This is a genomic window from Clostridium sp. NSJ-49 (assembly GCF_014287725.1).
GTDB lineage: Bacteria > Bacillota > Clostridia > Clostridiales > Clostridiaceae > Clostridium > Clostridium disporicum_B.
Window position 1 is genome coordinate 44,545 of the sequence record NZ_JACOOP010000002.1, and the last position, 24,942, is coordinate 69,486.

Here is a 24,942-nt window from a genome sequence, read left to right on the forward strand (position 1 = left end):
TAATGTGGATGATAAGTTATTTGATTTTGAAGAGATAATTAGGTTATTTAAGAGAAAGCTTTGGGTAATTATTTTTATTACAGCAGTTACGACAGGAATTGCTTATTATGAGGCTTCTTCAATGAGGCCATCTTATAGCACAAGTCTTAATATATTTATTGCAATAGAGACAGAAGGGTTAGATTATTCTACAATGCAACAGATGAATTTTTATGGAAGAAACATAAATACATTGAAGGATATGATAATGACAGAAGAGTTTATTGAAGAAGTTCTTCAAAAAAATAATATAAATAGAGATGCAAGGGAAGTAAGGTCTGGAATATCAGTGTCTTCATCAGAAGATTCGCCAGTAGTAAGCTTGATGTTTTCAAGTGCAAATAGCGATATGATGACAGAAACGTTAGAAGCATTAGGAACAGAATTTATAGCTAACTTAAGGGAACTTGTACCAGACTTAGAGCCTATTATAGTTAATACAGCAAGGGTAAGTACAATTTGGCCTAATAAAAATAGAGTAATTCAAACTGGAATAGTAATAGGGTTAGTTATTTCAATAGGATTAATATTAGTTTTAGATTATTTAGATGATACTATTAGGGAAAAAAAGGATTTAGAAAAAGTATTACCTATACCTGTATTAGGTGATATTCCAAAACATGAAAAACAATTTGGTAAGGGGGATAACTATGTTTATAGCTCAAATGATGCCAAGGTCAATATCAGCTGAAGCCTACAGATCGATAAGGACAAGCATTCAGTATTCATCAATTGATAAAAAAATAAAAACATTAGTTGTTACAAGCTCACTTGCTAGTGAAGGAAAATCAACTATATCAGGAAACTTGGCTTATGTGTTAAGCGAAAATAATAACAAAGTTTTATTAATAGATTGTGATTTAAGAAAACCTTCACTTCACAAGAAGTTTAAGATTTCTAACGAAAAAGGAATAACGGATTTATTAGTAAATAAATGTACTATAAATGAAGTGGTAAAAGTTATTTCAAAAGGAGTTCATTTAATAACAGCAGGAACAATACCTCCAAATCCAGCAGAGATTGTTGGTTCAAAAGCTTTGAAGGATTTTATAGATAATATGGAAGATGAGTATGATTATATTGTAATAGATACACCGCCAGTATTAGCTGTTACAGATGCTCAACTTTTAGCTGCTAAGTGTGATGGAACAGTCTTAGTATCAAGAGCAAAGAAATCAAGGGCTAAATATGTAAAGCTTGCTTACAATGAACTTGAAAAAGTAAGAGCCAATGTTATAGGAAGTATATTAAATGAGTCAGATATGAAACAAAAATATGGATATTATAAGCATTATTCAAGTGATATTAAAAAATAGAAAAGAGTGGACAGTGTTATAGCATGAAGAATTTAATGATTGTAGGAGCAGGTGGGGTAGGAAGAGAAGTATCTTTAATAGTTAGACAAATTAATGACTTAGAAGCAACCTGGAATATGATTGGATTCATAGATGATAACATTGATAATTGGGGAAAAGTTATTAATGGATACTCGGTTATTGGAGGAGTAGATTCATTAGATTTTTTTGCAGAAGATACTTATGTAGTAATAGCAATAGCAAATTATAAGGTTAAAAAGAGAATAGTAAATAGGTTAAAGGGAAAATTCAAATTTGCAACAATAGTTCATCCAAAAGTATGGATTCATGACTTTATGACTTTAGGGGAAGGGTCAATAATTTATGAAGGTGTCATATTAACATCAAATATTGAAATAGGAAAACATGTAATTATAAGTCCTAAGTGTGGAATAGGACATGATTCAGTAGTTAAAGATTATGTTTCATTATTATGGAATGTTAATGTTTCAGGAAATGACTTAATCGAAGAAGGTGTAACTATGGGATCTGGATCAACAGTAATTCAAGGTAAGACAATAGGAGAAGGAGCTATTATAGGGGCTGGAGCTGTGGTTATTAATGATATTGAACCATATTGTACAGCGGTTGGAGTTCCGGCAAAGGTTATTAAAGAGTTACAACTTACAAGTGATTAATTACAGGTTACAAGTTGAAATAAGCAAATAGTGTTTTTAATAGAAATGATTAATTAAGAGTAAATGAGGTGAGGAATTTGAAAAAAGTATTATATGTGACAACAGTGAGTAGAACTATAAATGCATTTTTGGTTCCTCATATAGAGATGCTTTTAGCTAATGGATATAAAGTTGATTGTGCTTGTTCGATAGACAAGACTTTGAATAAAAAATTACAAGCCAAGGGAGTTAGAGTCTTCGAAATACCTTTTTCAAGAAATCCTTTAGGCTTAGGAAACATAAAGGCTTTTAATAAATTAATAGATATCCAATCTATAAATGAATATGACGTAATACATGTTCATACACCAATAGCCGCTATATATGGTAGATTACTTAGATTTAAGTTTCCAAAAATAAAAACTATATATACAGCACATGGATATCACTTTTTAAAAAGTGGATCAAAATTAGGATGGCTTATCTATTATCCAATAGAAAAATTTATGGCAAGCTTAACTAATGTAACTATAAATATTAATAAGGAAGATTACGAAATAACTAAAAATAAACTTAATCCTGAAAAATGCTATTTAATGAATGGTGTAGGGATTGATTTAAATAAATATAAGAAAATTAGTTGTGAAGAGATAAAGAGAAAGAAAGAAGAATTAGGATTAAATGAAGATGATTTTATTGTTTTGAATATAGCTGAATTAAATAAAAATAAAAACCATATTCAACTTATTAAAGCAATGGAGTTATTAAAAGATAAATATCCCAATATAAAAGCTCTTTGTGTTGGAGATGGACAGTTATTAGAAGAGATAAAAAAAGAAATAAAACAAAGAGGATTAGAAGAAAATATAAAGTTATTAGGATATAGAGAAGATATAAATGAACTTATAAATGTCTCAGACATAGGAATACTTATGTCGCATAGAGAGGGGTTACCTAGAAACCTTGTGGAGTTTATGGCTTGTGGCAGAAATGTAATTGCTACAAATATAAGGGGATGTAGAGAGATAGTATGCAATGAAAGTATTGGTTCCCTTGTAGAGGTAGGAAATTATAAAGAAACAGCAAAAGAAATTGAAAGATATTATTTGTTACAGGATAAGAAATTTGAGGTTTCAGAAGATATTGAGAAATATAATATTAAAAATATTAACGATAAACTTAAAGAGATATATTCAGAAGTTTGTAATGATATATTAGATGAAAAGATTTTTTCTTATATGTAAGTTAGTTAAAGAGAGGTGATTATTCTGGAGAAAGTATTACATGTATTACCAATGAATAAATTAAGTGGTGCTGAAAAAATGGCACTCTTAATATGTAAAAATATGAAAGAATATGAACCAATAGTTTTATGTGGAGGAAATAATCTTAAAAAGATTTTTGAAGAAAGTAACATAAAAAGCTATTCAATAGAATTCTCAAATAAAAATATTATAAAAGATATTAAAAAAATTAAGGAAATAGTAAATAAAGAAGATATAAAAGTAATACATGCTCATGACAACACAGCTTCAGTTATCAGTTATCTTAGTAAAAAGATATTTAAGTTAAAAGTTAAAATTATTTCTCATATACATAGTTGTTATCCCTGGTTAAAAAAAAATGGAGTTAATAAAAAAGTAGATTCATTTTTAAGACCTAAATATGATTACAACATTGTATGCGGAAATATTGTTTATGAGTTTTATGAAGAGAATGCAAAATATTTTGATAAAGAGAAAACAATAATTCTTTCAAATGCAATAGATATAAATGAAATAAATAATTTTAATATTAGTAAAATAGATGAAGTAAGAAAAAAATTTAATATACCAGAATGTAAGGTAATTATTGGATTTATAGGAAGATTGGATTATGAAAAGGGAATTATACCATTTATTAAGGAGCTTGTTAAACATAAACATAAATTTAATGATAGTAAGTTTTTATTAGTAGGAAATGGGTCACAGGAAGATGAAGTGAAAAGGCTTATAAAAGAAAATGAATTAGAAGAATTATTTGTTTTAACTGGTTTTCAAGACAATGCATACAGTTTTTATCCACTTATAGATATATTTTTTCTTCCCTCATTATATGAAGGGCTGCCAATGGTTTTATTGGAAGCAATGGCTTTTGGAAAAGCAATAATAGCAACAGATGTAGGAAGTATAAATGAAGTTATTAAGAAAGATACAGGTGTTTTAATAGAATCTTGTGAATATGAGAAGTTTATAAATGAGCTAGATAAGATTAAAGACAATAAAAAGTTAATTAAGTTTTACTCTATAAATGCTAAAAGAACTGTAGAAGAAAAATTTAGTATAAAAACATATATTAATAATGTAGAAAATAAATTGTATAAATCAATTATTAAGTAGATAAGGAGTATATATGAGGCCTTTATTAACGATATTTACGCCAACTTACAATAGAAAAGATTTATTGTTTAGATGCTATAAAAGTTTAAGAAAGCAAACAAGTAATAACTTTGAATGGTTAATAGTTGACGATGGATCTACAGATGGGACAAGAGCTTGTGTAGATAAATGGATTAATGAAAAAAATGACTTTAGTATAAGATACATCTATCAAGAAAATCAAGGCATGCATGGTGCACATAATACAGCTTATGAAAACATAAATACTGAATTAAACACATGCGTAGATTCAGATGACTATATGCCAGAAGATGCTGTAGAAAAAATATGTAGCTTTTGGATTAATAATGGATCTAACAAATATGCTGGATTTGCAGGTTTAGATGCTTTTGAAAATGGAAGAGTTATAGGAACTGAATTTCCAAAGCATATAAAATCATCTACTCTGTTTGATTTATATAATAAAAAGAAAGTAAAGGGAGATAAAAAGCTCATATATAGAAGTGATTTAACAAGAAGGTATCCATACCCGATATTTGAAGGGGAAAGATATGTTGGACTATCTTATAAATATTATAAGATAGATCAAGAGTATGAGCTTTTATTAATGAATGAAATAGTATGTATTGTTGAATATCAGCAAGATGGATCTAGTAATAATATGTTAAGACAATATATTAGAAATCCAAGAGGATTTGCTTTTTATAGGAAAGAAAATTTAAAAAATAGACAGGGAAATTTAATATATAGGTTAAAAGAAAACATACACTATGTATCAAGTTGCATTATTTCAAGGAATAAAAGCTTTATTAATGAAAGTCCAAGTAAAGCTTTAACGATATTATCAATACCAATAGGCTTTTTATTATATTTATACATTAGAAAAAAAGTAAGAATAACATAAACATTAAAGGAGGAAAACATGACAGTTTTTTATGTAACAACAATAGTAACTTATTTCTTAGCTTTACTGACTAGGAAAATTGAAAGTAAATATGGAAAAATATCATGGTTTTTCTTGTTTTTTGTTATATCTATTTTAGTAATAGTATCTGCAATTAGATCTGGTATAGGGGATACAGGAATGTATAGGCATCTATGTGAATTAGTAGACCAATCATATGTGTCAGATGGATATGAAATCGGATTTGTTTATTTTATAAAATTTTTAAAAATATTTTCTGGTGATTCACAATTATTAATAATAGTAACTTCTGTAATTATCAATATATTAAATGTAATAACTATTTATAGATATACAAAGGATAGTTATTTTGAATTAGGAATATTTTTATACATTACTTCAGGATATTATATTGTAACAATGAATGGAATTAGACAAAGCCTAGCAGCTTCAATATTATTCTTTGCAACAACACTAATATTTAAGAAAAAATATAAAACATATTTTCTTATAGTATTACTAATGAGCACAATACATAATTCAGCATTAATAATGATTCCTTTGTATTTTATAGTTAGACTTACACCATGGGAAAGAATGACTAATATCATTTTTGTATTAACAGCTATAGGATTAGTATTTTATGAACCATCATTAAATCTAGCTATGAAGTTTTTAGGTAATACAAGATATGAGCAATATGCTGAATTTGATGAAGGAGGAGCTAATTTAATTAGAATTGCAGTTTTTGCTGTACCGGTATTATTAGCTTATTTAAAGAGAAATGTAATAAAAGATAAGTGGAAGTATGGAAATGTATTTGTAAATATGAATATTATTTGTTTTATAGTTATGTTGTTTTCAGCATATAACTGGATATTTGCAAGATTTACAATTTACTTTCAGTTATATAGTTTTATATTAATTCCATATATAATTGCCAATTGTCTTGAGGGAAAAGAAAAAAGATTATTTTATTTTATGTTATTAATATTATATTTCATATTCTTTTATTATGACCAAGAAGTAACTAATAGAGTGAGGTATACTACAATATATAAATTAGACACATTTTTTTATGAAATAAAATAGTGCTAAATAAAAATATTAAATGGTTATAGGTGATAATTATGAAGAAAAAAATATTGCATATTACAGGGGCTATGAATGTTGGCGGAACTGAAACAATGCTTATAAATTTATATAGAAAAATTAATAATGATATAACATTTCATTTTATTTCTTATAGCAATAAAGAAGCCTATTATGACAAAGAGGTAGAATCGCTTGGAGGAGAAATAATAAGGTTAAAAGCCCCTAATGAAGTTGGATTTATTAAAGCTATAAATGATATAAGAAAAGTAATAAGAGAAAATGGACCATATGATGCAGTTCATACACATATGATGTTTAATTGTGGAGTGGCAATGATAGCTGCCTATTTGGAAGAAATAAAGGTTAGGGTTTCACATGCACATACTACTGCTGATATAAGTAGTAGTTTATTAAGAAAGTTTTATGTATTTGTAATGAGGATTCTTATAAGAATATTTTCCACTGATTTTTTAGCTTGTAGTAATTCTGCTGGTAAGTATCTTTTTGGTAATAACATATTAAAAAATAAAAAATATAGAATACTTCCTAATTATATAGATTATGAAAAATTCATTAATTATAATTCTAAAACTAGTTTAAGAGAAGAGTTAAGACTTAATAAAGAGGATTTATTAATATGTCATATCGGTAGGTTTATAACTGCAAAAAACCATAAATTTTTAATAGATATTACAAAGGAAATGGTTTTATTAAATAATAATATAAAGCTTATTTTAGTTGGAATTGGAGATGAAGAAGAGAATATTAGAAAAAAAGTAGATAGGTTAGATTTAAGTAATAATGTATATTTCTTAGGCATTAGAGGCGATATACCATATATTTTAAAAAGTATTGATTTATTTATATTACCTTCAATTAGTGAGGGGTTAGGATTAGTTTTATTAGAAGCGCAATCATCTAAAGTTCCTTGTTTAGTATCAGAAGCTATTCAAAATGAAGTAGATTTAGGATTAAATTTAATAACTCAAATAAAATTAGATAAAGGTAGTGAAGTATGGGCAAATAAGGCTTTAAATATTATAGAAAAAAAACAGTCTATAAATGTAGATATAATGAAGTCAATACAAAAAAAAGGGTATGATCTTAATTCGATTTTAAAAAATTTAATGTCTGTTTATAAATTTAAATTAGAGCAGGAGAAGTTGTATGAAGAATATTCTAATAGCATCTTTTGATTTAGAAGTTGGAGGTGTTGAAAGAAGCTTAATAAGTATGTTAGATAACTTTGATTATAAAAATTATAAAGTAGATTTAATGTTATATAGACATTCTGGAGAATTTATGAATCTATTAAGTAAGAAAGTTAATCTATTACCAGAAATTAAAGAATTAGCTACTTTTAGAAAAGGTATAGGACAAGTTATGAAAGAAGGAAATTTACTTATTGGAGTATCAAGACTCCTAGCAAAGTTTAAAGGAAAAAATAAAGTTAAAACCTCTGATATGGAAAGCGTAATTCAAATGCAGCTAATGTGGAAGTATACTATTTCATTCTTATCTAAAATTGATAAGGAGTATGATGTAGCAATAAGCTATCTTTGGCCACATTACTTTATTGCAGAAAAAGTTAAGGCAAAGAAAAAAATAGCTTGGATACATACTGATTACTCCAAAATAGAAACAGACATAAAAGAAGATTTAAGGATTTGGAATAAATTTAATTATATTATGGCTGTTTCAGAAGAATGTAAAAATTCATTTATAAAAAAATATCCTAGCTTAAAAGATAAAGTAAAAGTAATGGAAAATATAACATCACCAGAGTTTGTTAGAAAAATGGCTGATGAATATATAGAAGAAAAATTTGAAGAAGATAAATTTAATATAGTTTCTGTAGGAAGACTATGTTATGCAAAAGGGATAGATAATGCAGTTAGGGCTTTGAAAATACTACATGATAAAGGGGTAAAAAATATTAAATGGTATGTTATAGGCTATGGTGGAGATGAAGATTTAATTAAAGGCTTAATAAAAGAATATAATCTTGAAAATAACTTTATTTTATTAGGCAAGAAAACTAATCCATATCCATATATAAAGGCTTGTGATTTATATGTTCAACCTTCTAGATATGAGGGTAAAGCAGTTACAGTTACAGAAGCACAGATTTTAGGAAAGCCTGTAATGATAACTAATTATGATACTGCAAAAAGTCAAGTGAATAATGAGGTTGATGGATATATATCAGATTTAAGTATAAAAGGAATAGCTGATGGAATTGAAAAGGTGTATAAATACAAAGGGTTTATAGAAAAGTTAGCTGAAAACTGTAGAAATACTAAGTATGGAAATAGTTATGAGTTAGCTAAATTATATAAAATTATAAAGGAGTAAATTAAGTGACACAATGATAAAAGTTATATTCTTTATAGAGAGTCTTGGAGGGGGTGGTGCTGAGAAAGTACTATTAGATATAGTAAAAGGCTTAGATAAAACAAAGTTTGAAATAACGGTAAAAACTATAACTGATATTGGAATATATAATGACAAAATAAAAGATTATTGTATTTATGAAAGTTTTTTATCTAAAGATTTATTAAATGGAAATATATTTTTTAAATTTATATATAAAATTAAGTATCATTTAATTTATAAATTACCAGCTAAAGTAGTTTATAAAGTTTTATTTAGAAAGAAATTTGATGTGGAAGTAGCTTTTGTTGAAGGATTTGCTACTAAAGTTATAAGTAATTCTAATAATAATGTATCTAAGAAAATATCTTGGATACATGTTGACCCAATTGAAAGAGATTATGCAGATTTGTATTTTAAAAATTTAGATGAACATAAGAAATGCTATAATAAGTTTCAAAAAATAATATGTGTTTCCAATAGTGTTAAAGATTCTTTGGTAAAAAAATACAATATAAGTAAAGAAAAGGTTAAAGTTCAATACAACCCAATTGATAAAGAGAGTATTATTTTGAAAGCAAATGAAAATTGTACTTTAATTGATAGTAATAAATTTACGATAATTTCTGTAGGGAGATTAGTACACCAAAAGGGGTATGATAGATTACTTAAGATAATAAATAATCTAAAGAATGAAATAGATATTAAATTTGAACTAATTATATTAGGAGAAGGGCAAGAACGAGAAAATTTAGAGCAGTTTATAAAAGCTAATGATTTAGAAGAGTATGTAAAGTTGCTAGGATTCGAAAAAAATCCCTATAAGTTTATTAAACAAGCAGATTTATTTGTATGTTCATCACGAGCAGAAGGATTTAGTCTAGTAATTGCAGAAGCTTTAGTGCTAGGTATTCCAGTAATAAGTACAAATTGTAGTGGGCCAAATGAATTATTGAATTTTGGCGAATATGGAATGCTAGTTGATAACAATGAAAATGATCTATACTTAGCACTTAAAGATATAATAAGTAACAATGATTTATTAGAAGAATTAAAAAATAAGGCTAAAAAAAGAGCTAATAGTTTCAATTATTTTACAACTATTAAGCAAATAGAACAAAACATTCTAGAAAGATAAAATTTAAGTAAAATGGTAAGGAGCTTAAAGTGATTAATAATAAATTAATATCAATAATAATACCAGTTTATAATTCAGAAAAGTACATTAAAAAATGTATAGAAAGTATAATTAATCAAAGTTACAGTTATATTGAAATTATATTAGTAGATGATGGGTCAAAAGATAAATCAGGTGAAATATGTGATTATTATGCTAAAAATGATAAAAGAATAGCGGTTATTCATAAAAAGAATGAGGGTGCGCATATAGCAAGAAATATAGGGATATCAGTAGCTAATGGAGAATATATAAGTTTTGTAGATTCAGACGATTGGATATGTGAAAATTATATCTTGACTTTAATAGAAAATATGGTGGACTGTAAAGCTGATTTAATAGTTTGCAACTATAAAGAAGTTTTTATAAATGAAATTAGTATTAATTACGGTGAGAATAGAGAAGTAAAGTCAAGGTTATTAGATATGGATGTCGAAATGGATAAAGATTTTTTTGTTAATGGGCTGGTACATCCGTGTTGGGGTAAATTATATAAAACAAATATTATAAAAAATAATAATATACTATTTAAAGACTTAAAACTTAGTGAAGATACGGTATTTAACCTATGCTATTTGAAGTTTTGCAAATATATAAAAGTATTACAAGATGAACTGTATTTTTATGCTCATTATGATAGGCATAGTAGCATCACAAAAATAGCATATAAAGATATATTTGAAAATTACTTAATTGTTCATGAAAAGTTTTTAGAATATACAAAGTGTTATAAAACAAAGGAAGCTATTAGCATTGCAAATAATACCATGTATCCCCAATATTATAGTGCATTTATAAAAATATTAATGTGTAAAAATCTAAAAAGAAAACAAAAGAATAAGATTTTAAACAAAGCATTAAGTAACGAGAAAATAACAAATTGTTTTAAGATAAAACAAGAAAATACAACTATAAGTATAATTAACAAGTTGATTATTAGAAAAAAGTATGTTTTGTTAAAGTATATTTTTTTATATATAAATTTCAAAAATTAAAAACACTAAAAAGGAAAGTGATTATTTGACTAAAGTAATTTTTATTACAAATAAATTAATAACTGGTGGGGTCGAGAAAGCATTATTAGAGATGATTAAACAAATTCCAAAAGATAATTTTGAAATTACTATTGGAGTATTTAATTTAGGTGGAGAACTTGAAAAAAGTTTAAGATCAGATGTAAAAATAATAGAAATACCAGAAGTGAATGAATCCATAAAAACAATTTTAATTAAAGATTTAGCAGAAATGAAGCTAATAGAATTAATTAAAAAGATAAAAAATTTAATAATGTGTAATTTAGTTAAAGATTATAATGAAAAATGTAGATATAGATGTAAGTTATACAGAAAATTAAATGAAATATATGATGTAGCAGTATGCTACCATAAACCTACAGATTTACCCGTTCCGTATGTTATAGATAATGTAAAATCAAACAAAAAGGTATTATGGATACATATGGATATGAGTAAGATAGCTGAAAATGAAAAAAGAGGGTACTATAAATTATATAAAGAATATGATGAAATAATTTGCATTTCTAAAGCAGTAAAAAATCAAGTTATTAATATTTTTCCAGAATTTAAAAACAAGACTAAAGTTATATATAACTTTATAGATAAAGGTGAAATTAGAAAATTGAGTGACTGCGGAGAAAAGTTTGAGACAAGTGATGGAAATTATAACATATTAACGGTGGCTAGATTATCAACTGAAAAAGGACATGATTTAATAATAGAAGCAGCCATTTTATTAAAGAAAAAAGGAGTAAATTTCAGGTGGTATTTAATTGGAGAAGGTCCAATTAAAAATAAGTTATTAAAAAAAGTAGAAGAAAATGACTTAAAAAAATACGTTATATTATTAGGAAATAAAGATAATCCATACGGATATTTTAAAACTTGTGACATTTATGTACAACCTTCATTAGAGGAAGGGTTTGGCATAACAGTCAGCGAAGCAAAAATTTTTGAGAAACCTATTATAATTACTAAATTTGCTACCTCAACAGAACATATTATTGATAGAAAAACAGGATACATTGTAGATTTTAATGGTAATGATATTGCGTGTAAAATAGAAAAATTAATAAAGAATAGTTTTTTTATTGATTAACTTAGATAAAAATTAAAAATATAATTTTAGAGGAGAATATAATGAATAAATATGACATAGATAGGAATAAACAAACAGCAATTAATTTAACTAGTAGTTTGATTGTTTTTGGAGTTAATTTAATAATAAGCTTTTTTTTATCACCGTATGTTGTTAAGACTTTAGGGGTTGAGGCTAATGGTTTCGTATCTCTTGCTAATACTTTCATTAGTTATGCTACATTAATAACAATTGCGTTAAATTCTATGGCAGGTAGGTTTATAACTATAGCTATTCATAAAGAAGATTATAAAACAGCAAATAAGTATTTTAATTCAGTATTCATAGGCAACTTAATTATAACAAGTATATTATTATTACCAGCACTAATCTGTATTATTAAATTAGAATCAATTATAAATATATCTAGTAACTTAGTTTTAGATGTAAAAATATTATTTTCTATATTATTTATAAATTTTCTTGTTATACAATCTATGCCGAGCTGGGGGACAGCAACCTTTGCTGCAAATAAATTATATTTACAATCAATACGAGGTATGGAATCTAATTTAATAAGAATAGGAGTGATATTATTACTATTTTTATTTTTTTCACCACATGTTTATTATGTTGGATTAGCTACTATGATTTCAGGGATATATTCTACTTATTTTAATAGATATTATCAAAAAAAACTAATTCCACAGCTTAAAATCAAAAAAGGTTATTTCAAGTGGGAAACTATAAAAGAACTTATATCTTCAGGGATTTGGAATACAATTACTAATGTAGGACAAATACTTTTAAGCGGATTAGATTTATTAATAACAAATTTATTTATAGGACCTGTAGAAATGGGAGTACTTGCATTATCAAAAACTATACCTAATATAATAATTAGTCTTGCAGGAACACTTACTTCTACATTTATGCCAAGTTTAACAATTGATTATGCTAAAGGAGAACAAGAATCGCTTAAAAATAATTTAAAACAGGGTATGAAAATAATAGCAATTTTAATAACTATTCCACTAGCAATATTAATAGTATATGGAAAGGAGTTTTATAGTTTATGGGTACCTTCAGAAGATGCAACATTATTACATGTATTATCGGTATTAACTTGCTTTGGTTTAATATTTACAAGCGGAATACAATGTTTATATAATGCTTTTACTGTAGCAAATAATTTAAAAACAAGCTCTATTTTATTATTGGCATCAGGAGTAATAAGTACAATTATAGTTTTTATTCTACTAAAAACAACTAACTTAGGTATTTTTGCAGTAGCTGGCGTTAGTTCATTTGTTAATTTAATACGAAATATGTTATATAATATTCCGGCCGCATCTAAATGTTTAAAATTAAAGTGGAATACATTTTATCCAGAAGTATTTATCTCTGTATTTAGTGTAATTGCTTTAACAATAGTTGGAACATTAATAAAGAAATTAATAGTTGTTAATTCATGGCTTACATTGATTATAGCAGCTATATGTACAGGAGTAATTGGATTAATTATAAATATTATTATTATTTTAGATAAAGATATAAAAATAAAATTATTTAATTGTATAAAGAAAAAATTAAATTTAGCATAAAAGTGAATTTAAATAGGAGATAGTATGTTAAGTAATAGACAAGTTAATTACGATTTGTTAAGAATAATAGCGATGTTATCAGTTATGACTTTACACACAGCAACTGCTACTTGGGGAAATGTTACTAGAGAAACAAATTGGTTTATTATAAATTCTTATGTAACTATTTCACACTGGGGAGTACCTGTTTTTGTAATGATAAGTGGTATTATATTCCTTAATCCCAAAAAACAAATATCAGTAAAAGAAATTTATATTAAGTACATTAAAAGAATATTAATAGCATATATTCTTTGGAGTGCCTTATATTCAATATACAATATTTTAACATATGGAGGAAATTTAATAACTTTTATAACAAGTACTTTTAGTGGACACTTTCATTTATGGTACTTAGTAATGCTAATTGGATTATATATGATTACGCCAATACTTAGAGTTTTTACCCGAAATTTGGATGAAGAAGTATTTAAATATTGGATATTACTAGGGTGGGTATTTGTTGTATTAATTCCACTTATGAGAAATATACCAATTGTTAATACAATTTTAGATATTAATGTAAAAAATATTAATTTGAGCTTTTTAGGTGGTTATGTATTTTACTATATTATGGGATATTACATAAACAACTATGATATAAACAAAAATATTAGAAAACAAATTTATATTTTAACTATTTTAGTATCAATATTTTGTATATATATTAATAATTTTTCAGTATTTAATTTTGATAAGAGAATTTATCTTTTAGGACCATTTGATTTAGGGACTGCATTAATATCTATATCAATGTTATTATTAGCAAAATATAATTTTAATAAATTTATATTAAATGAAAAAATAAAATATCTAATAATTAAAATATCAAAATATTCATTTACTATGTATCTCGTTCATGATTTTGTAAATATGTTCTTTTATAAAATGGGATTTATAAATACATTATTTAATCCAATTTTATCAATACCTTTAATTAGTCTATGTGTATTTATTGTAAGTCTATTTATAAGTTTTTTAATGAATAAAATGTTAAATTATATAAGAATTAAAATTTTAATGTTTAGGGGATTTATATATGAGTAAAATAAGTATTATTGTACCAATATATAATGTTGAATTATATGTAGAGCGATGTATAGAATCAATATTAAATCAAAGCTTAAGTGATTTTGATTTAATATTAGTAGATGATGGATCTACAGATAAAAGTGGAGAAATATGCGAAGGTTATGCTAAAAAAGATAGTAGAATACAAGTAATACATAAAAAAAATGGTGGACTGTCATCAGCAAGAAATGCTGGAATAGAAATTGCGCAAGGTAAGTATATTGCATTTGTGGACGGAGATGATTTTATACATAAGGATATGTACAAGATTCTTTATGACAAAATTATACAAAATGATTCTGATATTGTAATATGTGAGTTTAAAAAGGTGTACAACAAAACTGATGTTATTGATACTATAGAAAATACTAAAAGTATTGAATTAAATAATATAGATGCATTACATATGTTATATTCTGATAAGGGGGCTGAATTTACAGTTGCATGGAATAAAATATATAAAAAAGAGCTTTTTGACGAAGTAAGGTATGAAGAAGGTAAAATTCATGAAGATGAATTTATAGCACATAAGTTACTATATAAAGCACAAAAGATAACATATGTATCGAAACAATTGTATAACTATATACAAAGAGAAGACAGTATAATAAATTCAAAATTTAATATAAAAAAACTAGATGCAGTATATGCATTTAATGAAAGAAAGTTATTCTTTAAAAATATTAAAAATAAAGAATTACAGTATAAGGCTGAATATAATTATGTAAAATATTTCTTTGAAAATTATTATAAGGCTAAAAGAAATATAGAGTGTATTGATGAAGAACTTTATAGATTAAAAAAGAATTTTAGAGAGAGTATATATACATTGTTAAAGAATCCTTACTTCAATTATAAAGAAAAACTCGCATGGATAGTATTTATAGTTAATTCAAAATTTTATGAGAATTATATAATGAAGTAAAAATTAAATAATATTAAAAAAATAAGATCTCTTAGTTTAAGGTAATTATAAAAATGAGGTAAAAATGAAAAATTTAATTAAAATAAAGAGAATTGAAGTTAAAAACAATAGAATAGAATACTTTTTGGAGGTATTTGGATATGTAAAAAAATTTTTTGTAAATAATGAAAATATGTATGTACAATACCAAGATTCTATTGAGGATATACCTTTTGGGATAGCAGTTATACCTTTACTATCAAATATATTACCAATTGCTTGGTTTAGTGATGCTGAGATAATAATAGGGGAATTAGATAAAACATTTTATAATGCAATTGATAATATTAAAGAAGGATATTCTAAGATGCATCCTAATGCAAACTTGGGTGGAAAAATAAGTGTAAAAAATATAATAGATTATAGTTACGAACCATCAGATAAGTGTGCAACTTTTTTTAGTGGAGGGGTAGATTCATTAGGAACGTTAATAGAAATTATAGATGAAAAACCAATTTTAGTAACATTATGGGGTTCAGATATCAGTTTAGATGATAAGCAAGGATGGGATAAGGTTAAAAGGGAAGTTGTTGATTTTGGGAATAAAAGAAATTTACAAAATTTACTTATAGAGTCGAGTTTTCGAAGATTTATTAGTGAAGGAGAACTTACAAAAGCATATTCTAAGTTTATGAAAGATAATGACAATTGGTGGCATGGAGCACAACATGGAATTGGACTTATCGGGCACGTAGCACCTTATGCATATAAAAACAAATTAAAAATAATATATATTCCAGCATCTTTATCGCCTGAAACAATAAATTTTTCGTGTGCCTCACATCCAACAATTGATAATGAATTTAAATTTGCTGGATGTAGCACAGTTCATCATGGATTTGAAAATAACAGGCAAAATAAAATATCTATTATAAGCGATTATATAAAAGAATCAGATGATAAATTATTTATTAGAGTGTGTTGGCAATCTGATGGAGGTATAAATTGTAGTAAATGTGAAAAGTGTTCAAGAACTATTATGGGATTAATAGCAAATAAAATAAATCCGAATGAACATGGATTTTATATTGATAAAAATACATCAAAAGAAATTGAAAGTAATATGAAATATAATTGGATACTTTCAGAATCTTTAATTGAATTCTGGAATCAAATAAAAAATAAGTTTAATAAAGATAAAGAGTTGTGGAAAAAAGAAGAAAGTGTAAATTGGATATTAAATATTAATTTTAATAACTTAAATAGAAAGAAGATTATAAATAAAAAGATTAAACAATTAATAATACAAATTAAGGTTACTTTGTATAAAGTGTTGAAAAGATAATATTTAAAGCAAGTTTAAATAGGGTTATATGAGGGGAAAGCACATGACTTTAGCAGAAATAGTTTATAGACTACTAGGTGATAAAACATATAATGAATTGTTATCAATTAGATATTATAATAAAGAATTAAAAAAATATAAGAATAAAAAAAAGATAATATATACATTAGTACCTACTCATGGAAATTTGGGAGATCAAGCTATAGCTTTTGCATCTAGAAAGTACTTACGAGATACTTTTAATGAGTATGAAGTGATAGAAATCAATTGTGAAGATACTTATAAATATAGCAAATGGATAAAAAAAATACTTAAAAATGGTGATTTAATATTTTTACATGGTGGTGGAAATATGGGAAACCATTATGTAGAAGAGGAAAATGCAAGAAGGTACATTATTGAAAATTTTAGTGATAGTAAAATAATATCATTTACTCAAACTATGTATTTTTCAAATGATCAAGAGGGAAAAAGAGAGTTAGAAAAAAGTAAAAAGATATACAATAATCATAAAGATTTAACTTTGATTGCTAGAGAAGAAAAATCATATAGGATGATGAAAGAGGTTTTTAAAAACTGTAAAGTAATTTTATGTCCCGATATAGTATTATATTTAAATGATAAGTTAGAAAATTTATATTATAAAGAAAGAAATGCTATTATGACATGTTTAAGAAGTGATAAGGAAACATATATAGCACAAGAAAAAAAGCAAGACTTTATAAAATTATTAAACAATGAGTATGATGACGTAATTGTATCTGATACTGTAATAGCAGAGAAAGTACAAGAAGATAATAGACAAGAGTTATTAGTTGAATTATGGAATAAGTTTGCAAAATCTAAAATTGTTATAACAGATAGACTTCATGGAATGATATTTTGTGCTATTACTAAGACACCATGTATAGTAATAAGAAGTTTAGACCATAAGATTCTTGAAAGTTATAAATGGATTAGTAAACTAAATTATATAAGATTAGTTGAAGATTTAAATTTTGAAAATATTAATAAATTAATTAAAGAATTAATAATACTAGATAATAAAAGCGAACTTAATTTAGATGAAGAGCATTTTTATAAATTACGTAATAAGCTTATGTAAAAAGGGCAATTAATGGTTGAGTTTAATATAATCGAATAAAGTAAAATAAATTATGAGGTATATCAATGAAAAAAATATTGTTTTTTACAAAGTCAGAAGCTTTTGGAGGGATTGAAAAAGTATTATTAGACTATTGTAATAATATGGATAGTAAAAAATACGATATTACTGTTTTAAATTGGTTTTTTTGTGAAGAAATAAAGTCACAATTAAATAAAAATGTAAAATATAAATATATTTTTAAGAAAAAAGAACCTAGAGGTATTGGAAGGATAGTAAGAGACTTACCATCTAAAATAGTTCACAAAATTTTTATTATAGATAAATATGATGTAGAGATAGCTTTTCAAGAAGGATATACACATAAAATCATAAGTGGTGCAAGTTCAAAAACTAAAAAAATTGCTTGGTTTCATATAAATCCTAATTATTTTAATTTTAATGAGCCTTTATGTAGAAGTAAAGAAAAGTTAGAAAAAATGCTAAATAATTTTGATAATCTATGTTTTGTATCAAAGTTTATGAAAAAATGGTATGAAGATTCTTTTTCATTAGATAGTAATAAATTAGAGGTTGTTTATAATCCTATTGATAAAGAAGATGTATTAAACAAAAGTAAAGAAGAAATTACAGATATAGAACTAGATAAAAATGATTTTAGAATAGTATGTGTGGGCAGATTATCTGTTGAAAAAAGATTTGATAGAGTAATAAATATATGTAGGAGGATATATGAAGAAGGACACAGAAAAATAAAATTATATATCATAGGGGAAGGACCTCAAAAAAATGATTTAGTAAAGTTAATAGAAGAATTTAGTGCTAGCAATTATGTGAAATTGATTGGATTTTCAAGAAATCCATATAAATATATAAAAAATTCTAGCTTATTGATTTGTGCATCTGATAATATAGAGTCATTTGGATTAGTTGTAGCAGAAGCAATGACACTAAACACTCCTGTATTATCAGTAAAGTGTGGAGGGCCAGATGAGATATTGGATAATGGAAAGTATGGGATGATAGTTGAGAATAATGAATTAGCTTTATATGAAGGTCTATTAGCTATAATGAATAATAAGGAATTATACAATCAATATATTTATGTTGAAAAAAATATACTCAATGAATTTAAGATAAAAAGAATTACAGAACAATTTGATAATATTATTAATAAAAAATTTTATTAAATTTTATAAATTGAGAGCATAGAAGGGACTTAGAATTATTATGATTAAATCATTACAAGGATTAAGAGCGTTAGCAATGCTTGCAATATTCTTTTTTCATGCAGGATTTATACCTAATGGAATATTTCCAGTGACATTTTTCTTTATATTATCAGGATTTGTACTTTACTATAACTATAATAATACCGTCAAAGATATAAGTATAAAGAAAAGTATTTTATGGGGAATGAAAAAAATTAAAAAGATGTATCCAATTCATATAATAACTTTCATTATGAGTATTTTTATTAGATTTTCTTGGATATGTAAATTTTCTATAGGGGAACTTATTGTAATGGGCGGAGTTAATCTTCTTCTTTTACAAACATTAACACCTAGATATTCATTTACATTTAATAATTTGTCTTGGTATCTATCAACTACATTTTGTTGCTATCTATTAGCGGCATTTATTATTAAAAAATTAAGTAAGGTTAAAGTGATTAAGCCAATTTATCTTCTAATTCTAGTATGGTTGATTCAAATATTATTAGCTTTTATAGTCCCTAGTTTTGTAGATGATTATGGATATTTCTTTTATATAAGCCCTTACTTTAGAATATTAGATTTTATATTAGGAATGATATTAGCAAAAATATATATTGAAAGAAATAAAGATGTTATAACAAACTATACATTAGTAGAAATAGGTATTATATCAATATTTTTTATTACTTATCTATTATCTTTTGTCTTACCAACTGAATTTACAAAAGGAATAATTTATGCACCTGTATTTTTAATGGGAATATATATTATATCACAAGAAAAGGGGATTATATCTAAATTTTTATGTAATAAGGTATTTCAAAAAATAGCTAAAATAAGCTTTGAATTTTATATGGTGCATGAACTAATTTTAATCTTATTTAGAAATTTATTTTCGGATTTTCAGTATAATTATTTAATTAAAATTACTATTATAGCAATACCATCATTTATAATATCTTATGTGATTGCAATTATATTAAATAAATTTATAACTAATGGAAAAGAATACGTAAAGAAAAGTAGAAGGGGAGTTTATGGAATTAACTAAAAATCAAATCAAAAACACTAAAGGTATAGCAATATTATTTATGTTGTTACTTCATTTATTTTGCACAAAAGCATACGAAGGTATATATACTCCACTTATATTTATAGCAAGTACTCCTTTAGTATATTATTTAGCTTTATTTGGAGATTGTTGTGTTGCAATATATTGTTTTTGTAGTGGATATGGGTTATTTATAAGTTATGAAAATAATAATTATAACTACTTTAAAAATAATTTGTTTAGGATTTTTAAGATATATATTAATTATTGGATAGTATTATTTATTTTTGTAGTTGTTTTAGGGCCAATATTAGGACAAGCTAATAAATATCCAGGAGATTTAAAAACTTTTGTGTTAACGTTAACTGCAATATCTCCAGCATATAATGGATCTTGGTGGTTTGTAACTACTTACATTATTTTGGTATTAGTATCACATATGATAAATAAGATAGTTCTAAAAAATAATTCTTATTTAATTATTATAATGTCTTTTTTATTTTATATACTTGCTTATATTCAGAGGATAAAAGGAGTAATAATTTTTGATAATGTATTTTTAAATTGGATTATTAGACAGTTAGCTCTTTTTGGAACATCACAGTTTCCATTTATAATTGGAGCTATATTTGCTAATAAGAAAATATACAGTAAATTATACAATTTAGTAAAGAAAATAAGGTATAAAAACTTATTAGGAATAATGTTGATTGTATTAACGATAATAGCACATGGAATAGTTCAAACTTTATTTGTTGCCGTGTTTACAGGAGTAGCTTTTATATGTATTTTCAATTTAATTGATAAGCCAAGGTGGATGAATAAATTATTAGATTATTTAAGTAATCATTCTACTAATATGTGGCTTACTCATATGTTTTTTTATATGATTTATTTTAAGGAACTAGTATTTGCACCAAAGTATAGTTTTCTTATATTTCCATGGTTGCTTATTATGTGTTTAGCATCGTCGTATTTAATAAATTCAATATATAAACCAATAATTGTTTTATTAAATAGTAAAATAGAACTTAAAATGAAATCCGAAAAATTAATTACTTAAAATATAATTAGGAGTTGTTATGAGAATATTTAAGTCAAGAAAAAGTAAATTAATATCAATAGTAGCTTTGCTTTTAATTGTACTAATAATAATTGCAGCTAATTTAGGCAAATTTTTAGTTGTTAATGATGATTTATCAAGTGTTGATGCAATAGTTGTATTTAGTGGAGACAATGGGCCAAGGACTGTAAAAGGGATAGAACTCCTAGAACAGGGACTAGGTGATTATTTAATTCTTTCTGGTGGAAAAGTATATGATGATGTAACTATGGCTGAGCTTATGAAGAATCATGCAATTAAATTAGGAGTATCATCAGAAAATATAATATTAGATAAAGAAGCTAATAGCACTTATGAAAATGCTTTATTTACTAAAGAGATAATAGAAGAAAATAATTTTAAATCTATAATTTTAGTGACTTCAGAATTTCATTCAAGAAGATCTAAAGCTGCTATGGAAAAGGCATTAGAGGATACTTTTATATATGGTGAAAAAGTTAAAGTTATGATTACTAGCTCTAAGGAAGAGAAGTTTAATACTAAATGGTGGACAAGTGGCAATAGTGTTTTAATATTAATAGGAGAATATTTAAGACTTATTGGATACTATGTTAAGGGATATGTTTAATTTGAAAAGGAATTGTGATAATGAATATATAAATCAAATTGAAATATAGCAATTTTATATATTGAGGTTAATATGGTAAAGAAGATAATAATAGGTTTAAGCACAGTTTTAGTTATATTTATAATAATACTAGGCTTTAGAATATTTCAAAAGATGAAAGTTAAAACGGAAGTAGAAAAATCTAGTGCTGTTTTTAATGAACAAAATGAAATATATATAACTAAAGATGGAGAAAATGGAGTTATTGAGTATAGGTCAGATACACTGGTTATAAAGATTAATCCTATAAAGAAGACTAATCCAGATTTAGAAATGTGGGAAGTTTTTATAAAATTAAGTGATGGTTCTCAAATAAAGTCAGCTTTTGCAGGTAATGAATTTAATTTGAAAAATAGAGAAACTACATCGTATATGGCTATGAAGAATAATGCTGTTTTAGCTATTAATGGAGCTGCATATGGATTTAATAAGACAAGCTATGTAATAAGGGACGGAATTGTATACAGGGATACTAGACTTGATTGCGATCCTCTTGTTATACAAGAAGATGGTGATTTTAGGATATATGATGAGCAGTTTACAGGTGAAGAATTAGTTGCAAGGGGAGCTATGCACACTTATGATTTTGGGCCAGATTTAATTAGAAAAGGTGAAATAGTTGATTATGGGGATACGTGGTATAAGAATGATTTATCACCAAGAACAGCTATAGGTCAGTGTGGACCTCTTGAGTATGTTATTTTAGTAGTTGATGGCAGAAGTGAGGCTTCAGTTGGAATGAGTCTTTATAATGTAGCAGTAGAGCTTAAAAATAGGGGCTGCTACTGGGGGTATAACTTAGATGGTGGCGGGTCTACTACTTTGTATTTTAATGGAGAAGTTTTAAATAATCCTTGTGATTGGTATGGTGAAAGGGCAATATCTGATATATTGTATTTTGTGGATTAAAATTTTATAAATTAATATAATAGTGAAAACATTGCAGAATAGATGCAGTGTTTTTTGTTTTAATTTTTTTGATTATTTTTGTTTGATATATCATTAGATATCATTGATGGCGCTAAATTGCAAAGTTCGTCATATTCATTATATTCAGGATTGTTTGAATCATTTTCTTTAATAAGTTCTGCTAAGTTGTATGAATGAATATAAGCATCTTCATTATTAAATTTAAAATAAGCCCAATTATTATAAAATTTTATTACTTCTATTATGTCATTTTTAACTAATATACCTAAGGGTTTAGAGATTAATTTAGGTTTATCCATAACAATTGCAAAGGTTGTTGTAACTTTGTATAAAGACATAATTTTTCCTCCTTTGTATTTTAAAACTTATCTTTAATACATAATATGATGATAATTTATTTATAGTTACTAGTTAATTATAAAATTAAGATATATAAATAGATAATATATATTTAAAATTAATAGATATAATAATTAAAGTTTACTTTATGTTATAAGTAAAAATAGATTTTAATGAAAAGTTAAAAGTGATTAATATTTCTAGGCGAAATATTGTTCACTTTTTTTATTTTAGTCAAAATACATAAAATTAAAGGAGATACTGTATCAATTTGATGAAGGAAAAAAATAGAAATAAGAAAAGATAAATGGTATAATATGTAAATGAGTATACATTCTTTAAGGAGGATAAGAGTTAAAAGATGAATAATACAGAGAAACAATTTATAGAACTATTATCAAAATCTATAAGGAATGACACAAATGTAGAAAAATATGAAGATGTTAATTGGAGCAACGTAATTAGCTTGGCTGGAGAGCATAAGGTAGAAGGTGTTATTTATTCAAAGATTAAAGAAAATGCATCTAAATTAAATATTAATGAAAGCATAGCAGAGGAGCTAAAAACATTTGCTTTTTATACTGCAATATCGGAGATTAGGAAAATAGCGTTTTTAGAGAAGATATTTAATAAATTCAATGAATCAGGTATTCCTGTGATAGCATTAAAAGGATTAGTTCTTAGAAATATTTATCCTGAACCTGATCAGAGAAGCATGTGTGATGCAGATATATTAGTTAAGAAAGAGGATTTGAAAAGAGTTACTGAATTACTTAAATCTATTGATTATGAATTAGAAAGTGAAGATGAGCATTTTCATTTTAAGTTTCATCATAGGATGTATCCATTAATAGAGGTACATTGGAATTTAGTAGAAGGTGAGGAGTTAGATGATTCAATATGGGATAGAGTTATAAAATCTAAGCTTTTAAATATTGAAATTACAACATTAGGATATGAAGATTTTGCATTACATCTATGTCATCATATGGTTCATCATATGAATGGAATGGGATTTGGATTAAGGCAGATTGCCGATTTAGTATTATTTACTGAGAAGAATAGAGAACTTATTGAGTGGACTAGCTTTAAAAATAAGGCTAAAGAGCAAGGAATTGAAAAGTTCGTTCTTATAATTTTTGCGTTATGCAATAGATTATTTAATCTTGAAATTCCAGAACCATTAATGGATAGAGATATTATATATAGTCCTAATATAGATTTATTAATTGAAGATTTATTATTAGGTGGAGTTTATGGACGAAGTAATAATGAAAAAATGCTAGCAAACTCAATAGTTATTAATACAACTCAAAATGATTCTAATCCTGTAATTAGCATGGCTAAAAAGATAAAAACAGTTCTTAATCCTAGTGATGAAACCTTAGTAGGAAAATATTCTTATGCAAGTAAGTTTAAGATACTAAAGCCTTTTGCAGGAATTCAACAGATTTACCATAATAGATTTAATGAAGATTATGGCTTTGTTGATAATGTTAAGTTTATTTATAAGGGAGTTAAGTTATCTAAGGATAGAAATAATCTAATAAAATGGCTAGATATATAAGGAAAAAA

24 protein-coding genes are annotated in these 24,942 nt (G+C 25.3%); 23 read left to right on the plus strand and 1 reads right to left on the minus strand.

Annotated features, from left to right (window positions below; genetic code table 11):
• The first annotated feature begins 4 nt into the window (after nt 1-4).
• The 22 genes from H8S10_RS00900 (at nt 5) to H8S10_RS01005 (ending at nt 23,007) form a co-directional block, all read left to right on the plus strand.
• The gene (locus tag H8S10_RS00900; protein WP_186837628.1) at nt 5-730 is read left to right on the plus strand and encodes a Wzz/FepE/Etk N-terminal domain-containing protein; all 726 of its coding nucleotides are present in this window, start codon (nt 5-7) and stop codon (nt 728-730) included.
• Nucleotides 690-1,355: a CpsD/CapB family tyrosine-protein kinase gene (locus H8S10_RS00905; protein ID WP_186837629.1), complete on the plus strand. Its 666-nt coding sequence runs from the start codon at nt 690-692 to the stop codon at nt 1,353-1,355. The genes H8S10_RS00900 and H8S10_RS00905 overlap by 41 nt, the downstream gene beginning before the upstream one ends.
• A 23-nt stretch (nt 1,356-1,378) precedes the next feature.
• A complete protein-coding gene (locus H8S10_RS00910; RefSeq protein WP_186837630.1) occupies nt 1,379-2,032 on the plus strand; it encodes an acetyltransferase in 654 nt (217 codons plus the stop codon).
• A gap of 77 nt (nt 2,033-2,109) precedes the next feature.
• Nucleotides 2,110-3,255 carry a glycosyltransferase family 4 protein gene (locus H8S10_RS00915; RefSeq protein WP_186837631.1) on the plus strand — a complete coding sequence of 382 codons (1,146 nt, stop codon included), beginning with the start codon at nt 2,110-2,112 and terminating at the stop codon, nt 3,253-3,255.
• 78 nt (nt 3,256-3,333) lie between these two features.
• The gene (locus tag H8S10_RS00920; protein ID WP_243175808.1) at nt 3,334-4,389 is read left to right on the plus strand and encodes a glycosyltransferase family 4 protein; all 1,056 of its coding nucleotides are present in this window, start codon (nt 3,334-3,336) and stop codon (nt 4,387-4,389) included.
• A gap of 13 nt (nt 4,390-4,402) precedes the next feature.
• Nucleotides 4,403-5,293, plus strand: a complete 891-nt coding sequence (locus H8S10_RS00925) for a glycosyltransferase family A protein (protein ID WP_186837632.1) — start codon at nt 4,403-4,405, stop codon at nt 5,291-5,293.
• Nucleotides 5,294-5,311: 18 nt separating this feature from the next.
• A complete protein-coding gene (locus H8S10_RS00930) occupies nt 5,312-6,385 on the plus strand; it encodes an EpsG family protein (RefSeq protein ID WP_186837633.1) in 1,074 nt (357 codons plus the stop codon).
• A gap of 38 nt (nt 6,386-6,423) precedes the next feature.
• Nucleotides 6,424-7,584 carry a glycosyltransferase family 1 protein gene (locus tag H8S10_RS00935; protein ID WP_186837634.1) on the plus strand — a complete coding sequence of 387 codons (1,161 nt, stop codon included), beginning with the start codon at nt 6,424-6,426 and terminating at the stop codon, nt 7,582-7,584.
• The gene (locus H8S10_RS00940) at nt 7,556-8,743 is read left to right on the plus strand and encodes a glycosyltransferase (protein WP_186837635.1); all 1,188 of its coding nucleotides are present in this window, start codon (nt 7,556-7,558) and stop codon (nt 8,741-8,743) included. The genes H8S10_RS00935 and H8S10_RS00940 overlap by 29 nt, the downstream gene beginning before the upstream one ends.
• 13 nt (nt 8,744-8,756) lie before the next feature.
• A complete protein-coding gene (locus H8S10_RS00945) occupies nt 8,757-9,899 on the plus strand; it encodes a glycosyltransferase (RefSeq protein WP_186837636.1) in 1,143 nt (380 codons plus the stop codon).
• A 29-nt stretch (nt 9,900-9,928) separates the two neighbouring features.
• Complete coding sequence (locus H8S10_RS00950) at nt 9,929-10,933, plus strand: glycosyltransferase family 2 protein (RefSeq protein WP_186837637.1); 1,005 nt, start codon at nt 9,929-9,931, stop codon at nt 10,931-10,933.
• Between the two features lie 25 nt (nt 10,934-10,958).
• Nucleotides 10,959-12,053, plus strand: coding sequence for a glycosyltransferase (locus tag H8S10_RS00955; RefSeq protein WP_186837638.1), 1,095 nt, complete (start codon nt 10,959-10,961; stop codon nt 12,051-12,053).
• A gap of 41 nt (nt 12,054-12,094) precedes the next feature.
• Nucleotides 12,095-13,636 (plus strand): oligosaccharide flippase family protein, encoded by a 1,542-nt coding sequence (locus H8S10_RS00960; protein WP_186837639.1) that lies wholly within the window; start codon nt 12,095-12,097, stop codon nt 13,634-13,636.
• 24 nt (nt 13,637-13,660) lie between these two features.
• Entirely contained in the window at nt 13,661-14,722 is a 1,062-nt protein-coding gene (locus H8S10_RS00965; RefSeq protein ID WP_186837640.1) for an acyltransferase family protein, read from the plus strand.
• The gene (locus H8S10_RS00970) at nt 14,715-15,671 is read left to right on the plus strand and encodes a glycosyltransferase (protein ID WP_186837641.1); all 957 of its coding nucleotides are present in this window, start codon (nt 14,715-14,717) and stop codon (nt 15,669-15,671) included. The genes H8S10_RS00965 and H8S10_RS00970 overlap by 8 nt, the downstream gene beginning before the upstream one ends.
• Before the next feature lie 64 nt (nt 15,672-15,735).
• Entirely contained in the window at nt 15,736-16,995 is a 1,260-nt protein-coding gene (locus tag H8S10_RS00975; protein ID WP_186837642.1) for a hypothetical protein, read from the plus strand.
• A gap of 43 nt (nt 16,996-17,038) precedes the next feature.
• Nucleotides 17,039-18,100, plus strand: coding sequence for a polysaccharide pyruvyl transferase family protein (locus H8S10_RS00980; protein WP_243175809.1), 1,062 nt, complete (start codon nt 17,039-17,041; stop codon nt 18,098-18,100).
• A 65-nt stretch (nt 18,101-18,165) separates the two neighbouring features.
• On the plus strand, nt 18,166-19,290 hold the full coding sequence (locus H8S10_RS00985; RefSeq protein WP_186837644.1) for a glycosyltransferase: 1,125 nt from the start codon (nt 18,166-18,168) through the stop codon (nt 19,288-19,290).
• Between the two features lie 40 nt (nt 19,291-19,330).
• A complete protein-coding gene (locus H8S10_RS00990; RefSeq protein ID WP_186837645.1) occupies nt 19,331-20,368 on the plus strand; it encodes an acyltransferase in 1,038 nt (345 codons plus the stop codon).
• Nucleotides 20,355-21,431 (plus strand): acyltransferase family protein, encoded by a 1,077-nt coding sequence (locus tag H8S10_RS00995; RefSeq protein ID WP_186837646.1) that lies wholly within the window; start codon nt 20,355-20,357, stop codon nt 21,429-21,431. Before H8S10_RS00990 ends, H8S10_RS00995 begins: the two co-directional genes overlap by 14 nt.
• 19 nt (nt 21,432-21,450) lie before the next feature.
• Nucleotides 21,451-22,059, plus strand: a complete 609-nt coding sequence (locus tag H8S10_RS01000) for a YdcF family protein (RefSeq protein ID WP_186837647.1) — start codon at nt 21,451-21,453, stop codon at nt 22,057-22,059.
• Between the two features lie 72 nt (nt 22,060-22,131).
• Nucleotides 22,132-23,007: a phosphodiester glycosidase family protein gene (locus H8S10_RS01005; protein ID WP_186837648.1), complete on the plus strand. Its 876-nt coding sequence runs from the start codon at nt 22,132-22,134 to the stop codon at nt 23,005-23,007.
• A 59-nt stretch (nt 23,008-23,066) separates the two neighbouring features.
• On the opposite strand, the gene H8S10_RS01010 is transcribed toward H8S10_RS01005, so the two are convergent.
• Nucleotides 23,067-23,366: an SH3 domain-containing protein gene (locus H8S10_RS01010; protein WP_186837649.1), complete on the minus strand. Its 300-nt coding sequence runs from the start codon at nt 23,364-23,366 to the stop codon at nt 23,067-23,069.
• A gap of 362 nt (nt 23,367-23,728) precedes the next feature.
• On the opposite strand from H8S10_RS01010, the gene H8S10_RS01015 reads away from it, so the two are divergent.
• Complete coding sequence (locus H8S10_RS01015) at nt 23,729-24,934, plus strand: nucleotidyltransferase family protein (protein WP_186837650.1); 1,206 nt, start codon at nt 23,729-23,731, stop codon at nt 24,932-24,934.
• Nucleotides 24,935-24,942 lie beyond the last annotated feature (8 nt).

Bases quoted from the DNA above. Each gene is read 5' to 3' on its own strand.
- H8S10_RS00920 (WP_243175808.1), top strand. From the start codon at position 3,334: ATGGCACTCTTAATATGTAAAAATATGAAAGAATATGAACCAATAGTT.
- H8S10_RS00970 (WP_186837641.1), top strand. From the start codon at position 14,715: ATGAGTAAAATAAGTATTATTGTACCAATATATAATGTTGAATTATAT.
- H8S10_RS00935 (WP_186837634.1), top strand. From the start codon at position 6,424: ATGAAGAAAAAAATATTGCATATTACAGGGGCTATGAATGTTGGCGGA.
- H8S10_RS01005 (WP_186837648.1), top strand. From the start codon at position 22,132: ATGGTAAAGAAGATAATAATAGGTTTAAGCACAGTTTTAGTTATATTT.
- H8S10_RS00995 (WP_186837646.1), top strand. From the start codon at position 20,355: ATGGAATTAACTAAAAATCAAATCAAAAACACTAAAGGTATAGCAATA.
- H8S10_RS01000 (WP_186837647.1), top strand. From the start codon at position 21,451: ATGAGAATATTTAAGTCAAGAAAAAGTAAATTAATATCAATAGTAGCT.
- H8S10_RS00965 (WP_186837640.1), top strand. From the start codon at position 13,661: ATGTTAAGTAATAGACAAGTTAATTACGATTTGTTAAGAATAATAGCG.
- H8S10_RS00930 (WP_186837633.1), top strand. From the start codon at position 5,312: ATGACAGTTTTTTATGTAACAACAATAGTAACTTATTTCTTAGCTTTA.
- H8S10_RS00905 (WP_186837629.1), top strand. From the start codon at position 690: ATGTTTATAGCTCAAATGATGCCAAGGTCAATATCAGCTGAAGCCTAC.
- H8S10_RS00960 (WP_186837639.1), top strand. From the start codon at position 12,095: ATGAATAAATATGACATAGATAGGAATAAACAAACAGCAATTAATTTA.
- H8S10_RS01010 (WP_186837649.1), bottom strand. From the start codon at position 23,366: ATGTCTTTATACAAAGTTACAACAACCTTTGCAATTGTTATGGATAAA.
- H8S10_RS00990 (WP_186837645.1), top strand. From the start codon at position 19,331: ATGATTAAATCATTACAAGGATTAAGAGCGTTAGCAATGCTTGCAATA.
- H8S10_RS00940 (WP_186837635.1), top strand. From the start codon at position 7,556: ATGAAGAATATTCTAATAGCATCTTTTGATTTAGAAGTTGGAGGTGTT.
- H8S10_RS00975 (WP_186837642.1), top strand. From the start codon at position 15,736: ATGAAAAATTTAATTAAAATAAAGAGAATTGAAGTTAAAAACAATAGA.
- H8S10_RS01015 (WP_186837650.1), top strand. From the start codon at position 23,729: ATGAATAATACAGAGAAACAATTTATAGAACTATTATCAAAATCTATA.
- H8S10_RS00945 (WP_186837636.1), top strand. From the start codon at position 8,757: ATGATAAAAGTTATATTCTTTATAGAGAGTCTTGGAGGGGGTGGTGCT.
- H8S10_RS00985 (WP_186837644.1), top strand. From the start codon at position 18,166: ATGAAAAAAATATTGTTTTTTACAAAGTCAGAAGCTTTTGGAGGGATT.
- H8S10_RS00980 (WP_243175809.1), top strand. From the start codon at position 17,039: ATGACTTTAGCAGAAATAGTTTATAGACTACTAGGTGATAAAACATAT.
- H8S10_RS00925 (WP_186837632.1), top strand. From the start codon at position 4,403: ATGAGGCCTTTATTAACGATATTTACGCCAACTTACAATAGAAAAGAT.
- H8S10_RS00910 (WP_186837630.1), top strand. From the start codon at position 1,379: ATGAAGAATTTAATGATTGTAGGAGCAGGTGGGGTAGGAAGAGAAGTA.